The following is a 15,237-nucleotide window of genomic DNA, read 5'->3' on the forward strand; positions in this document are numbered from 1 at the left end:
TACACGTTATTCCATGAGACTTTTATACAATTTCTTATAAGCAAGAGCTGATTTCTCCCAGCTATAATCTTCCGTCATCGCTTGCTTTACAAGCTGCTCCCATACCGGTTTATCATGATAAAATTCAATCGCCCGGCGAACCGTATGCAACATGTCATGTGCATTAAAGTTCGTGAAACTGAAACCATTTCCTTCTCCAGTTTCTTCATCATAAGATTGTACAGTATCATTTAATCCGCCTGTTTCTCTTACAATTGGAATTGTACCGTACGCTAATGCGATAAGTTGTCCAAGACCACACGGTTCAAACAGTGATGGCATTAAGAATAAATCACTTCCCGCATACACTTGGTGAGCTAACTCTTCATTAAATCCGATATACACTTTTACCTTCTCAGGATACTCATATGCCATCCACTCGAAGAATTGTTCATATTCAGAATCACCTGATCCTAAAATAATACATTGTACATCTTCCTCCATTATTTCGCGGAATACAGTACGTACTAAATCAAGACCTTTTTGCTTCGTTAATCTCGTTACCATTGAAATAATCGGTGTATCTTCTTTTTCTGGCAAACCAAAATAACGCTGCAATGCGCGTTTATTTTCATTCTTGTCATATAATGACTCCGCATCATACTGAGCAGTAATATACGAATCCGTTTCTGGATTATATACGCTCGTATCAATTCCGTTTACAATGCCGCTAAGCTTATCATTATATTTTCGTAACAACCCATCTAACTTCTCACCGAAAAACTCATATTGAATTTCTTCTTTGTATGTCGGGCTAACCGCTGTAATTTGATCAGAAGCAATAATGCCACCCTTCATAAAGTTCACATTCCCATAAAATTCTAACTGCTCACTATGAAAATATTCATCACCAAGTTCTAGCAAGTCGTACATCACTTCAGGAGGAAATACACCTTGGAACTGCAAGTTATGAATCGTATACACCGTTTTAATATGCTCATATAATGGGTTATCTTGATACTTTTCACGCAGTAAGAAATTCACCATAGCTGTATGCCAATCGTGGCTATGAAGCACATCCACTTCAAAATCAAGATGCGGAATACACTCTAAAACAGCTTTTGAAAAATAAGAAAAACGCTCTCCATCATCATAATGACCATATAGAGAATCCCTCTTAAAATAATATTCATTATCTATTAAGTAATACGTAATCCCGTCTTGCTCACCTTTTAAAATTCCGCAATATTGATTTCTCCACCCAAGCGGGATGTTAATTACTTTATGTAGCGTACATCCATCCCTTAATTGTTTCGGAATAAGACTATAATTCGGGAGTATAATGCGAACTTCCACACCTAATTTTTTCAGCTCTTTTGGGAGCGCACCTGCTACATCAGCTAATCCTCCCGATTTAACAAATGGTACACATTCTGATACTGCAAATAAAATATTCACTTGTTGTCCCACTGCACGAAAAGCTTATACTACTTCCCTTGCAGCTTCCTCCCTTCGAGTTTTCATTTGAATTAAAACTTTAATCAGTGGAGGAAAAACCCCCACTGATTTCTTAAGAATAACTATTAATCGTACTGTTTTGAACGCTTCCTTTTTCTACAACGTATGGCTTATCGGCGTTTCCTTTTAAGACAACACCGTCACCAATTTTCACATCTTTATCAATAATAACACCGTCTATTATACAGTTATCTCCAATTTGGCTCTTTTGCATAATAATGCTATTACGAACAATTGAACCTTTCCCAATTTTAACAGAACGGGAGACAACACTATTTTCTACTTCACCTTCAATAATACTGCCGTTTGCAATCATTGTATTTTTCACAGCTGCACCCTTTAAATAACGAGTTGGTGGTTCATCTTTTACTTTCGTAAAGATTGGTGCTTCTTTCTTAAATACTTGCTTCCAAATAGCAGGTTGCAAAATTTCCAAGCTATGTTTATAGTAACTTTCAATCGAATCAATAATAGCTACATATCCTGTATGCTCATACGTAGCAATATGCAGTGATTTCCCGCGCTTTTCTCTCACTACATCGAATAAGCTATATTGCTCCATATCTTTATATGCCTCAAATAAGTCTAACAATAATTGTTTCTTTAACACGTATGTTTGAAGCGAAACCCCTTCATGGCAAACTTCCGTAATATCAGCTGCCGTATGTATATGTCGCTCTAACACCGCTTGAAAATTTAATGCCGTTACGAGATGGCTATTCGTAATAACGACGTACTCTTCTCTGCTTCTTAGAAAATAATCAATATGTCTTCTAAAATGTGCAAAAGATCCAAATTCATCTTGGTCACATTGGCAATTTGGCGGGAATAAAAACAGTCCGTCTCGTTTTCTATCTAAATCCCACTGTTTGCCTGAACCAACGTGGTCCATTAGTGAACGGTTTTTATGGCTTGTAAAAACTGCCACACTATGAATATTAGAATTCACCATATTTGAAAGCATGAAATCAATGAGTCGATAACGGCCCCCAAACGGTAACGCCGCTAGTGAACGATGCCCTGTTACTTTCTTTAAGGAAGGAAAACTTCCCGTTGCATTAATAATTCCTAACATTTTTTCTCCCATTCATTTCATCCCCCTTTTCTATTTCCCTTCAGCAATAAGTACTACATCGTCAACATTCTTTTCTGGACGAATGATTGTTCCATCTTCAATAATCATTTCCGATCCAACGATTGCTCTTTCAATCACAACATTTTTTCCAATCTTCGCCCCTGGCATAACGACAGAATCAATAACCATACTACCTTCTTCCACCGTCACCCCTTGGAATAAGACAGAATGCTTCACATCCCCTTCAATGACGCATCCTTCGTTAATAAGTGACTCTTCTACTTTTGCCTTTTCAGCAATATATTGAGGCGGTTCGTTTGGATTAACAGAATAAATACGCCAGTCACGGTCGTTTAAATTCAGTGATGTTTCATCGCGAAGTAAATCCATATTCGCTTCCCATAAGCTCTTCACCGTTCCAACATCTTTCCAATATCCTTCAAACGGATACGCCATTAACTTCTTCCCTTCATCTAATAAAAGCGGAAGTACATCTTTTCCGAAATCATTACTAGATTCAGGATTTCTTGCATCCATCTCTAAATACTCTTTCAAAATGGCCCAGTTAAAAATATAAATTCCCATTGATGCAAGATTACTTCTTGGAAATTGCGGTTTCTCTTCAAATTCAACAATCTCCATCTCTTCGTTCGTATTCATAATGCCAAAGCGACTCGCTTCATCCCAAGGCACTTCAATAACAGAAATCGAAACGTCCGCTTCTTTCTCAATATGGTAATCTAACATTTTACTGTAATCCATTTTATAAATATGGTCGCCTGATAGAATCAGAACATATTCTGGTTCGTACTGACTTAAATAGTTTAAGTTTTGATAAATGGCACTTGCCGTACCTGTGTACCACTTCACACCTGAAGACTCCGCATAAGGAGGTAATACTGTGACTCCACCGCTTACTCGGTCTAAATCCCACGCATTGCCAATTCCGATATAATTATGAAGTTCCAATGGTTGATATTGCGTCAAAATCCCAACCGTTTCAATACCAGAATTCGCGCAGTTACTTAGCGTAAAATCAATAATGCGATATTTACCACCAAATGGAACAGCTGGCTTGGCTAAATTTTTTGTTAATGCACTTAATCGACTACCTTTTCCCCCTGCTAGTAACATTGCTACGCACTTTTGTTTTTGAGCCATCTTGTTTTTTGCTCCCCTTTCTCGTCTTCACTGGTCGTAATATGGATACGCCAAATGGTGGAATTGTAATTTCTACATGTGCCGCTTGATTATGATACGGTTCTTGAATCGCCTTCAGACGTTTCTTATTCACTTGCCCCGAGCCGCCATATTGCTCAGCATCACTATTTAAAATCTCGTTATAATACTCGAAATCTGGTACACCTACTTTATAGTTTTCATATGTAGCTTTCGTAAAATTACATACGACAACTAACGCATCTTCTTGTTTATCCCCTTGGCGGATAAACGAGAAAATACTTTGCTCATTATTATTAGCATCAATCCACTGAAATCCTTCAGGCGAATGATCAAGCTGCCAAAGTGGTTTGGAGCGCTTATACAATGCTATGAGCTCTTTAAAGTAATCATGCATATAACGATGCATTTCAAAATCATGTAAATTCCAATCTAAATCCTCAAGGTCTTTCCACTCATCAAACTGCCCAAATTCTCCTCCCATGAAAAGTAATTTCTTTCCTGGGTGAGTAAAGAAATATCCATATAACAAACGAAGTTGAGCAAACTTATCCCAGTAATCTCCTGGCATTTTATTTAATAACGACTTTTTCCCATGAACGACTTCATCGTGAGAAAGCGGTAATATAAAGTTTTCAGAGTAAGCATATAGTATAGAGAACGTCATTTTCTCATGAATATACTTCCTGTACTCAGGCGCACACTCCATATACTTCAGCACATCATTCATCCAGCCCATATTCCATTTGTAATTGAATCCAAGCCCACCTTCATACGTTGGAGCTGTTACAAGTGGCCAAGCTGTTGAATCTTCTGCAGTCATAAGAAAATCTTCATCTTCTGCAAACACCGCTTCATTTAACTCTCGTAAAAATGCAACAGCGTGCTCATTACTTTGCTCTTGCCCTTCTTTATTCCAATACAACATATTCGCAACTGCATCCACCCTGAAACCGTCAATATGGAAATATCTCATCCAAAATAACGCATTTGAAATTAAGAAATTACGTACTTCCCTCTTTCCTAAATCAAAATTAACAGTTCCCCATACTGGATTTTCTTGCACATCTTTATCTTTATATTCATAAGTCGGTGTCCCATCAAACAAATATAAACCGTGAGCATCTTTACAAAAATGCCCCGGCACCCAATCTAAAATGACACCGATTCCATATTTATGACATTCATCGACAAAATGCATCAAATCATGTGGCGTGCCGAATCTACTCGTTGCTGCATAATATCCCGTCCCTTGGTATCCCCAAGAACGATCATATGGATGCTCAACAAGCGGCATAATTTCAATATGTGTAAATTGATGTTCCACCACATAAGGAATGAGTTCTTCTGCCATTTCCCTGTAAGAATATAGCGTTCCGTCTTCTTTCTTTTTCCAAGAACCGAAATGTAATTCATAAACCGTCAGCGCTTCTTTATAAACCGATTTTTTCTTTTTCTTACGGCTCCAGCTTTTATCATTCCATTCGTATCCCTTTATATCAAAAACTACAGATGCCGTATTTGGTCTTACTTCTGCATATACTGCGTAAGGATCTGCTTTTAAAATAACGTCACCATCCATTGTTTCAATCGCATACTTATATATCTCATTCTCTTCAATATGCGGTACAAACAAGGACCAAATCCCCTCTTCTGTCACTTGTAGCATCTTATGTTGCTCATAATCCCATTCATTAAAATCTCCAACAACACTCATTGCTTTCGCATGAGGAGCCCATACTGTAAATCGTACACCTCGCATCTCATCTTCCGTCACAACATGTGCGCCAAAGATGTTATAACTGTCATAGTACTTTTCTGTATGAAACTCATCTCGTTTCACTTCTTCACAATTTATTACACTCAATATGTTCACCTCACTAAGATGACAGAATTTTTTATACTTTACCAATTCTGCGAAAAACTGAAATATCCTTGTTAATTTATAAAAAATATACGTTTTTTTCTTAAAAATATTGTTTTTTTTTCAAATTTTTATATAAAATATCGAATTTTGACGAATATTCATTGAAAACGCTTCATTTCCTGCTACCCTTTTATCCTATTATTTATTTCTCAATCCCTATTTTATTAGATTCATACTGTTTTTTACGCTATTTTTCACTTAAATTCGTAGTAATATAATCTGTCATAAAAAAATGTTTCTCAACATTTTTTGTCACAATTTCATTGAAATGGAAAATTCATAAGCATATACTCGTTCTCAATAAAGAACAACAACTTTTCGTAACTATAATTCATAGCGGACTACTATGTTTACTTATTTATCCTTGTTACGAACGGTCGCCATAAAAATTTAACTAGGGGGCTTTCTTATGTCATTAAAACAAAAGGTTGGAATGGGAGTTGTCACAGCTTCACTTGGCTTATCCCTTACATTCGGCGGTGTATTCGCCTATTTCAGTGATTCTGAAACATCGAATAATTCATTTCAAGCGGGAACACTAGACCTTTCTATTAATCCAAGTGTAATCGTTGATGTGAAAGATTTAAAACCTGGTGATTTTATTGAAAGAAATTTCAAGCTTGAAAATAAAGGAACATTGGATATTGCAAAAGTAGCACTTGAAACATCCTATGAAGTTACAGATGCAAAGAAAAATAATGATGGTGAAGATTTAGGCGATCACATCATCGTTAAATTTTTAGTGAATGATGGAAAGCCATCTAATCCAAACGATGATCATGAAATTTTGTGGGAAACAAAACTATCATAATTAAAAACTATGAAACCTGAGGATGTAGCTACATCTCTAGAACGCTATAACTTAATAGATGGTATTAAATCCGGTGAAACAGATTCCTTACACGTTCTCTTCTCCTTTGAAGACAACGACCAAGATCAAAATAAATTCCAAGGTGATTCCTTACAACTAAACTGGACATTCCATGCAGAGCAAACACCAGGCACGGAGAAATAATTTTTAAAATATAAATTATCGGAGGCTTATACATGAAAAAGAAAAATCATTTTGTTACTGGAATTGTAACGGCTGGCGTTCTGTTTTCAACTGCTCTTCCGTTCAATGTACTTGCTGAAAATCCTATTAACCAAATTGACTCTTCAAACGCCCAGTCTTTACTATCAAAACTTTCTAAAGAACAGCGTCAGGCATTACAAACGTTAGATGCCAATCCTGGTTTTACGATTTCGCCAGATATTAATACAAGTAGTTCCGAACCAGTAAATATCATTGTAGAATTTCAAACTGCTCCAGTAAAGATTAATGAATTAAAGCAAAAAGAAAAAGGGTTACAAGCTGCTCCTGAAAATATAAAAGCACGTATTGATCAAGAACATGAAGAATTCCAAAAAGGACTAAAACGTCTTCATCAATTCAGCCCATCAGTAAAATCAGGGAATTTCCAGTCTGTACAAATTAAACGTTCTTATAAACATGCGATAAATGGGGTTGCGCTGACATTACCTGCAAATACAGTTGAAGAATTGTTACGGATTGGCGTTGTAAAACGTATTTGGAAAGATTACGAAGTGAAATTAAATTTACCAAAACAAGCAGAGCAGAAAGCACCTCAAAAACTAACAGATAGTATTCCGCAAATTGGGGTAGATAAGTTACATAGTGAGGGCATTACCGGAAAAGGAATTAAAGTTGGTGTATTAGACACAGGTATTGATTATAATCACCCTGACTTAAAAGACGTGTATAAAGGCTATCGCGCAAAATCGGGTGAAGATTCTAGTAAGGTAGATCCAAACTCCGTAAAAGGTTGGGACTTTATTAATAACGATGCAGATCCGATGGAAACAACGTATACAGAGTGGCAACAATCTGGCGCTCCTGAATTTGATGATCGTGGTTCTTCCTTCTATACTGCGCATGGTACTCACGTAGCAGGTATCGTTTCTGCTCAAAAGAAAAATAAATCAGATTCCGCAGTAAAAGGTGTTGCACCTGACATCGAACTGTATAACTATCGTGTACTCGGTCCATATGGAAGCGGCGATAGTTCTGGTATTATTGCTGCAATCGATAAGTCTATTTCTGACGGTATGAACGTCATTAACTTATCGTTAGGTGACGATAGCAACAATCCGCTTGATCCAACGTCTATCGCTGTCAATAACGCAATGCTTTCGGGCGTTGTTACAGTCGTTGCTGCCGGGAACTCTGGCCCAAATCCAGCGACACTCGGATCACCAGGCGCTTCTCCATTTGCTATTACAGTTGGAGCAAGTGATAGCTCTATTTCATTACCGAAACTATCTGGTCATGCTGGGCAATTACAATTCCCTAACCTAATTTTATTCGGCAAAAACTTCACTGATAAAATAGAGGATTTCAAAGGACAATCCCTCCCTATTGAATCTGTAGGAATTGGTACTCCTGACGAGTTTAGTAAAAAGGATGTAAAAGGAAAAATCGCTCTCGTTACACGTGGTACAATCTCGTTTGATGAAAAAATTGCAAATGCGAAACAAGCTGGTGCAAAAGCAGTTATTATTTATAACAATGTGGATGGAGAAATTCCTTATTACATTGGCGAAAGTACAAAATACATTCCAGCATTCCGCCTAACGAAAGAAGATGGCGAAAAACTAAAAGCTCAAATTGAACAAGGCAAAACATCCTTAACTTTCGATGAAATCAACTACATTCAAACAGAAGGCGATCATCTTGCAGACTTTAGCTCACGCGGCCCTGTTACATCAAATGATGATATTAAACCTGATATTACAGCGCCTGGTGTTGCGGTACTTTCAACAGTACCTGAATATATTAACGACCCGCAAGAAGGTGAAAACTACGATGTTTCCTATGAACGTATGCAAGGAACATCCATGGCATCTCCTCATATCGCTGGCGTTGCTGCTCTTATTTTGCAAGAACATCCAGAATACTCTCCATTCGATGTAAAGGCATCTCTTATGAACACAGCTGATGATTTAAAAGAAAAGTATTCCGTATATGAAGTGGGAGCTGGACGAGTAGATGCTTATAACTCTGTTCATACGGAAACAAGTTTTAAAGTGTTAGATACGACAAAAACAATTGTCAATGATGAAGTGATTGAAGTACCAGAAGAAACTGGATCCATTGCATTCGGTAAATACTATCAAAAAGACGGGGAATCAATTGAACAAACACGAAAAATTAAAATTGAAAACCGCAATAAACAAGAGAAGAAAGAATTTAAAACGGAAATTTCTTATACACCAGCTTCTTCTGCTATTAACGATGCTACCGCAAACGGTGTAAAAGTTTCTACTTCTGAAACAATTACGATTGATGCTAGTAAATCAGATGAAATTGAAGCAAAAATTAATATTCCTGCTGGTGCAAAGCAAGGCCGATATGAAGGATATATTCATATTACAAACACGAAAAACAAAGAAGAAACGTATCAAATTCCGTTCTCTATTCGTGTATCAGAGCCTGGTATTGAAAATGCACTATTATCAAGAAAAACAATCTCAACTGATACATCTACATTCAACCCATACCGTGAATCATATGTTCACGGGGCGTTCCAATTAAATAGCGAACTTGAAACGTTAGATCTTATCGTGAAAGATTCAAAAACAAATAAAGCGCTTGGCTTCCTTGGGACGTTAAACACGAGTGGACTACAAACGGATGTTTATTACTACTTAGATGCATTCTTTAGCGGAAAAGTATATCCTTTTACAAATGATCCTGCAAAACCAATTGGTGATGAGAAAATTGATTTACCAGAAGGAGATTACACAATTGAATTTGTTGGCTACGATAAAGCCGGGAAAGCACGTGTGAAAGGTGATTATGTCGTAATTGATAATACACCACCAGAAGTAAAATTAACTGGATTAAAGCCTGGTATTTATGAATTAAATGAAGAAAATTACACAGTAGAAGATGGTAAAAAAGCACTCTGGATTAAAGGAAATGTGTATGATTCAAACGTTGACTACTTAAAAGGAAAAGGGTTAAACATTACGCAAGAAGCGAACGGAGTTATGTACTATGACTACTCTCCATACTTGCATAAATTTTTACCTATTACTGAAAATGGTGACTTTAAAGTTGGCATTACTCCTGAATCCTTTAAGGTGGAAGGTCCAATGAATACAGGCGTATATATTTTCGATTATGCAACTGCTGGTCCTGACTATCCAAGCGGTGTAAATAACTATTGGTTCATCCCACAAGGTGCTCAATATGCGAAAGCTAGTTATGATAAAAAAGAATTATATAAAGATGATGAATTCACTGTGACACTAAACGCGAAACATGTAAAACAATTCGTTGCAGGAGAATTTAACGTAAAATTCCTAGAGAAGAACTTCAAATTTGCAAATGCGAAATTGAATCCTGCTTTTGAAAAACTCCTTTCTGAGAAAGGGATAACTGCAAAAGTAAATGAACCAAAACTAGAAGAAGGTTCTGTTACAGTAGGCGGTGCTATCGATGATAAAAACTTCGCCGGATTAGATGGTGACTTCCCGTTCATTGATGTAACTTTCAAGGTAGAAAATGATGAATTTTATGAAGCAAATGCTCAATTAGATTTACCAGTGTTCGTTTACTGGAAACAAGGTGAATCAGAGCCAAACAGAATGCGTGTGCTTCAAGATCAAACATTCTCAGTTATGTCTTTAAACTCAAAAGTAGAAGGAAATATTAAACCTGGTGCATTCTTAAATGAACGTGGATATTTAGATGAAAAATTCGATTATACAAAGCTTGGTGTAAAAGTATATGCAACGGATTCTTACCGTCATAAGTTTGAAGGCTCACTTGATAAATACGGTTACTTCAAATTGAATGGACTTCCTGTTAATAAACGTGACTACAACTTGTACGTAGAAGTTCCAGGGCATTTAACAAGCCGTCTAACAACAAAATTAGGTACTGAAAAAGATGGTAAGCTACTTGGCCAATATTACTATGCACGCTTTGATGAAAACCTTGCTGGCGATGTAAATGGAGATAAAGTAATTGATATAAAAGATGCAGAAATTATCGCTAACAACTATGGTAAAAAAGGACTGTCTTTAAAAGACGGTGACCTTAACAAAGATGGCATTGTCGACGAAAAAGATATTCGTTTCGTTGAAAAGAACTTCTTGAAAAAAGGACCGGATGCATCTAAATCACAAACACCTGTTGAAAAATCAAAAAGCGGTACACTGGCAGATATTTTAAAGAAATTAGGATTAACACCTAAAAAATAATAATAAAGAGCACTCTATATAAAGTAGAGTGCTCTTTTCTATAAACGATCCTTATCCAGCAAAAGGGGTATATTGGGGATATACAAGGGAAACCGGAAAAGGAATTTATATTAAATTATATAAAAACTCAGAGGTAGGAAGCAGTTTCCCGCCTCTGAGTTATTTAGCAATTATTATAGTACTGGTGCCATTGTTTCTTTTAATACTTTTACAGAATGAGCGAATTTCGCTTTTTCATCTTCATTTAGCTCAAGTTCTACGATTTCACGTACACCTTCGCGGTTAATAACAGCTGGAACACCTACGAAAGCATCTTTCTCACCGTATTGTCCTTCAAGGTATGCAGATACAGTTAATACACTGTTCTCGTTGCTTAAGATTGATTTAGTTACACGAAGTAGTGACATACCGATTCCGTAGTAAGTTGCACCTTTACGCTCGATGATATGGTAAGCGGCATCACGTACGTTTTCGAAGATTTTATCTAAGTCTTCTTGTTTGTACTGTTCGTTGTTAGCTAAGATTGTTTCTAGTTTTTGTACACCGATAGTAGCGTGGCTCCATACTGGAAGTTCAGTGTCACCGTGTTCACCAACAATGTAAGCATGAACGTTACGTGGATCTACATCTAAGTAGTCACCTAACATGTAACGGAAACGAGCAGAGTCTAAAGTAGTACCAGAACCAATTACGCGCTCTTTTGGTAGACCAGATTCTTTCCAAGTTACGTAAGTTAAAATGTCAACTGGGTTAGTTGCGATTAAGAAGATTCCATCGAATCCGCTATCCATAATACCGCGAACGATTTGTTTAAAGATCTTTGTATTTTTCTCAACTAAGTCTAAACGAGTTTCACCTGGCTTTTGTGGTAATCCAGCAGTGATAACTACTAAATCTGCATCTTTACAATCTGCATAGCTACCGCTCCAAACTTTTGTTGGTGATGGAGAGAATGGTACCGCATGGCTTAAGTCCATTGCTTCCCCTTCTGCTTTTGCTTCATTAACATCTACAAGTACAAATTCCTCAGCTACACCTTGGTTGATCATTGAGTAAGCGTAACTACAACCTACAGCTCCTGTTCCTACTAATACTACACGATTGATACCTTTTTTCATGTTAATTTCCCCTCTCTATTGTTCACATCTATTTTTTTATGATTGTTTAAGTAATTAATTAAAATACTAATTTAATGTTGTTTAACTTCTTTACATTCATATTGTAGCACGTATCATTGTGAATTACTTCACAAATTATGACCTAATTGTGAACTTTTTCACATAAAGTGTAAAGTTATTGGAATAGGTGTGGAATCCATTTCAATGGAGGCGTTTTCTTTAGATTGTGAAAGGATTTTTCTTGTGGTTTTTGTCAGTAAGTGAAATTATATCGGCGATTTTTAGAATATATCGACCGTAACTCCAAATATATCAGCGATTTTTGCAATATATCGACTTACCGACAAAACCCGACAACGTTAACAGCATATAAAACGCCATCCTTTCTGTATATTTCTACAAAAGAATAGCGTTTTTTGATTATATGGATACAAATTTATCTTAGCTGGATAGCAATGTTTTTTCCATACACTTCAAGTTAACATACCATGACTTATTAACATTCAATAGACATGGAAACCTAGTCAAGCTCTTCAATTATTGTAGCAACACTGTCGTTTTCAAATCTTCAGCACCTCCATTTTTTAATGTATCATTTAGACCACTAAGATACGCGGGCTCAATTGTTAAGGATTTTGGAGGATTATCCATCGGTGGAAGAGCTAAAACAATATGGTGTCCGTATAGTCCCGTGCTACCAACTTGCAAGCTAACTCCTTCGTAGATTTTTCCTTTATCATCAGTGACAGTATAATCAAGTGCTGGCCAGCTATCATTAATTTCCATTTCTTTTGGATAATCAAAGGTCAAATCAATCCTCGTTGAAAGTGAAGAAAAGGTTATTTGATCTACTGTTAATGCATAGAGATTATCTTTCGTTAATGTTTTTATATTAGGAGTAAATTTACGAATCTCACTTTCAACTTTTGTAAGAGGAAATGCTACGTTCCATGTTCCTGTTTTTCCAAATAAATCTTCTCCATGGACGGAAACATCAATTTTATCACCAAATTCATCGTAATTAGCCAGAGTGAATTCATGCTGCTCAATAACGGTGTTTCGTCCTTTTGACTTCTGTGAAGTAGAACCAATTGCGGATCTGACTTCTTTCCCATTAATGGTTACATAACTAAGTCCAGCTTTCTCTTCATTACTATTGGAAATAGTATTTTCTCCTTTGTATTCCACTGTGATTACTAAACGTCCACCATCGTAAACAGCTTCTTTCACATTCATCGTTAAACCACTATGGTTATCTTGTCTCTCAATTGATGTAGCAAGCTCATCCTTTTCAATTTTGTCAGAAGCAATATCATTAAATTGTGCATAAATCGGGCCTATAACTGGAACACTCGATAATGTCTTTGCCATAGTAGGAGAAATGAATCCAAAACCTAAGAGAGAAACACATATTCCACAAGCAACAAGACTAGAATACTTGATTGTTTTTTTTCTACGGTATTGATTTTTCTTAGCTTGAAGCATGGCTGTTTTTTCTCTTTGAATTAATCGGTCTTCTGGTATAGGAATATCATTGATATGGTGATTAAATTCATCTTTATTCATAACTATATCCCTCCTTTAAAATGGGGCGTAAGGCTTGCTTTGCTCGATGTAATTGAGATTTTACCGTTCCTTCTGGAGAATTAAGAACCTCAGCAATTTCCTTAATAGATAAATCGTGATAATACCTTAATAAAATAATAGTTTTGTAAGTAGGATCTAAGAAATTAAATGCCTCGGTTAAATCCAATGATTGTTCTAATGTATTCATGCTCTCTTCTGTACATAAATTAGCAAATATTTCATCATTCGCAACAAATTGTCTAGAAGATTTTCTTACAAAATCAATGGATTTAAAAACAAGAATTTTGATAATCCAACTTTGAAATTTCTCCGGCTTTTTTAATTTTCTCAGTGAAAGATATGCTTCATAAATTGTTTCTTGGTATATATCCAGTGCATCTTGTTCATTTCTTACATAAGAATAGGCTGTTCGATATAATTTGGGGCGAACAAAAGTAATGAGTTGTTCAAATGCTTGATCACTTCCTCTTGTTGCTTGTTTTACTAGATAGGCTATGTCCATTTTTATTTCTTCCTCCCTTTACTAATATAGTCGAATGAGAGAATAAAAAGGTTGCAAAAATAAGTGCATAGACATAAATCTTCTACGATTTATTGCAATGATTAATACCCAGCATTAAAAAAAAGACACCAGAAACCCAGATAGAAATAGATGTTTCTATAATAAGCTTTTCATACTCCATCGCTCTCTCCTTTCTATTAGTTAGACGATTCAAATAGAAAAAAGTATACAAGAAATCCATAAAAAAAAGCAGACTATCCAAAGTCCACTTTTACACAACAAAAAAGAGATAGCAGATTATGCTATCTCTTTTAGTATGACCCGTACGGGATTCGAACCCGTGTTACCGCCGTGAAAGGGCGGTGTCTTAACCACTTGACCAACGGGCCAGTTACTGGCAGAGAAGAAGGGATTCGAACCCTCGCACCGCGTTAGCGATCTACTCCCTTAGCAGGGGAGCCCCTTGAGCCACTTGGGTACTTCTCTATAAATATGGCTCCGCAGGTAGGACTCGAACCTACGACCGATCGGTTAACAGCCGATAGCTCTACCACTGAGCTACTGCGGAACAATTATGGTGGGCCTAAATGGACTCGAACCATCGACCTCACGCTTATCAGGCGTGCGCTCTAACCAGCTGAGCTATAGGCCCATAATTGAAAAGCGGGTGAAGAGAATCGAACTCTCGACCAGAGCTTGGAAGGCTCTTGTTTTACCACTAAACTACACCCGCATTAAATTGTAAATGGTGAGCCATGAAGGACTCGAACCTTCGACCCTCTGATTAAAAGTCAGATGCTCTACCAACTGAGCTAATGGCTCATTTTGAAAGTGGTGCCGACTAGAGGACTTGAACCCCCAACCTACTGATTACAAGTCAGTTGCTCTACCAATTGAGCTAAGTCGGCTTGCGATTTCAAAATGGTGGCTCGGGACGGAATCGAACCGCCGACACGAGGATTTTCAGTCCTCTGCTCTACCGACTGAGCTACCGAGCCTTTATGTAAAAATGGCGGTCCCGACCGGGGTCGAACCGGCGATCTCCTGCGTGACAGGCAGGCATGTTAACCACTACACCACG

8 protein-coding genes, 9 tRNA genes and 1 pseudogene are annotated in these 15,237 nt (G+C 37.0%); 2 read left to right on the forward strand and 16 right to left on the reverse strand.

Annotation, left to right across the window (positions count from 1 at the left end):
- Positions 1-6 precede the first annotated feature (6 nt).
- The 4 genes from glgA to glgB form a co-directional block, all read right to left on the reverse strand.
- Complete coding sequence (gene glgA, locus V7S50_RS09040; RefSeq protein WP_242252630.1) at positions 7-1,437, reverse strand: glycogen synthase GlgA; 1,431 nt, start codon at positions 1,435-1,437, stop codon at positions 7-9.
- Between the two features lie 112 nt (positions 1,438-1,549).
- Entirely contained in the window at positions 1,550-2,584 is a 1,035-nt protein-coding gene (gene glgD / locus V7S50_RS09045) for a glucose-1-phosphate adenylyltransferase subunit GlgD (protein ID WP_242252308.1), read from the reverse strand.
- Between the two features lie 18 nt (positions 2,585-2,602).
- Positions 2,603-3,733, reverse strand: a complete 1,131-nt coding sequence (gene glgC, locus V7S50_RS09050; RefSeq protein ID WP_199678107.1) for a glucose-1-phosphate adenylyltransferase — start codon at positions 3,731-3,733, stop codon at positions 2,603-2,605.
- Positions 3,681-5,618, reverse strand: coding sequence for a 1,4-alpha-glucan branching protein GlgB (glgB, locus tag V7S50_RS09055; RefSeq protein WP_242252307.1), 1,938 nt, complete (start codon positions 5,616-5,618; stop codon positions 3,681-3,683). Before glgB ends, glgC begins: the two co-directional genes overlap by 53 nt.
- A gap of 469 nt (positions 5,619-6,087) precedes the next feature.
- Between glgB and V7S50_RS09060 the strand changes: the two are divergent.
- Both V7S50_RS09060 and V7S50_RS09065 read left to right on the forward strand, forming a co-directional pair.
- Positions 6,088-6,693: pseudogene (locus V7S50_RS09060) on the forward strand (TasA family protein).
- Positions 6,694-6,725: 32 nt separating this feature from the next.
- Positions 6,726-10,949, forward strand: a complete 4,224-nt coding sequence (locus V7S50_RS09065) for a S8 family serine peptidase (protein ID WP_252209181.1) — start codon at positions 6,726-6,728, stop codon at positions 10,947-10,949.
- Positions 10,950-11,122: 173 nt separating this feature from the next.
- Here V7S50_RS09065 and V7S50_RS09070 read toward each other — a convergent pair whose 3' ends face one another.
- The 12 genes from V7S50_RS09070 to V7S50_RS09125 all read right to left on the reverse strand — a co-directional run bounded on the left by V7S50_RS09070 (position 11,123) and on the right by V7S50_RS09125 (position 15,236).
- Entirely contained in the window at positions 11,123-12,067 is a 945-nt protein-coding gene (locus tag V7S50_RS09070; protein WP_336375987.1) for an L-lactate dehydrogenase, read from the reverse strand.
- A 537-nt stretch (positions 12,068-12,604) separates the two neighbouring features.
- Positions 12,605-13,633, reverse strand: a complete 1,029-nt coding sequence (locus V7S50_RS09075; RefSeq protein ID WP_242252305.1) for a DUF4179 domain-containing protein — start codon at positions 13,631-13,633, stop codon at positions 12,605-12,607.
- Complete coding sequence (locus V7S50_RS09080; protein WP_242252304.1) at positions 13,626-14,156, reverse strand: sigma-70 family RNA polymerase sigma factor; 531 nt, start codon at positions 14,154-14,156, stop codon at positions 13,626-13,628. Before V7S50_RS09080 ends, V7S50_RS09075 begins: the two co-directional genes overlap by 8 nt.
- 317 nt (positions 14,157-14,473) lie before the next feature.
- Positions 14,474-14,545: transfer RNA gene (locus tag V7S50_RS09085), tRNA-Glu, on the reverse strand.
- A gap of 6 nt (positions 14,546-14,551) precedes the next feature.
- Positions 14,552-14,642, reverse strand: a tRNA-Ser gene (locus V7S50_RS09090).
- A 7-nt stretch (positions 14,643-14,649) separates the two neighbouring features.
- Positions 14,650-14,724 (reverse strand) — tRNA-Asn (locus tag V7S50_RS09095).
- Positions 14,725-14,731: 7 nt separating this feature from the next.
- Positions 14,732-14,808: transfer RNA gene (locus tag V7S50_RS09100), tRNA-Ile, on the reverse strand.
- Positions 14,809-14,818: 10 nt separating this feature from the next.
- Positions 14,819-14,889: transfer RNA gene (locus tag V7S50_RS09105), tRNA-Gly, on the reverse strand.
- Between the two features lie 13 nt (positions 14,890-14,902).
- A tRNA-Lys gene (locus V7S50_RS09110) sits at positions 14,903-14,978 on the reverse strand.
- 10 nt (positions 14,979-14,988) lie between these two features.
- Positions 14,989-15,064, reverse strand: a tRNA-Thr gene (locus tag V7S50_RS09115).
- A gap of 14 nt (positions 15,065-15,078) precedes the next feature.
- A tRNA-Phe gene (locus tag V7S50_RS09120) sits at positions 15,079-15,154 on the reverse strand.
- Between the two features lie 12 nt (positions 15,155-15,166).
- A tRNA-Asp gene (locus V7S50_RS09125) sits at positions 15,167-15,236 on the reverse strand.
- Between the last annotated feature and the right edge of the window lies 1 nt (position 15,237).

This window comes from Bacillus sp. CCNWLW194 (genome assembly GCF_037120585.1).
GTDB lineage: Bacteria > Bacillota > Bacilli > Bacillales > Bacillaceae_G > Bacillus_A > Bacillus_A basilensis.

Bases quoted from the DNA above. Each gene is read 5' to 3' on its own strand.
- glgD (WP_242252308.1), bottom strand. From the start codon at position 2,584: ATGGGAGAAAAAATGTTAGGAATTATTAATGCAACGGGAAGTTTTCCT.
- glgC (WP_199678107.1), bottom strand. From the start codon at position 3,733: ATGGCTCAAAAACAAAAGTGCGTAGCAATGTTACTAGCAGGGGGAAAA.
- V7S50_RS09065 (WP_252209181.1), top strand. From the start codon at position 6,726: ATGAAAAAGAAAAATCATTTTGTTACTGGAATTGTAACGGCTGGCGTT.
- V7S50_RS09070 (WP_336375987.1), bottom strand. From the start codon at position 12,067: ATGAAAAAAGGTATCAATCGTGTAGTATTAGTAGGAACAGGAGCTGTA.
- V7S50_RS09075 (WP_242252305.1), bottom strand. From the start codon at position 13,633: ATGAATAAAGATGAATTTAATCACCATATCAATGATATTCCTATACCA.
- V7S50_RS09080 (WP_242252304.1), bottom strand. From the start codon at position 14,156: ATGGACATAGCCTATCTAGTAAAACAAGCAACAAGAGGAAGTGATCAA.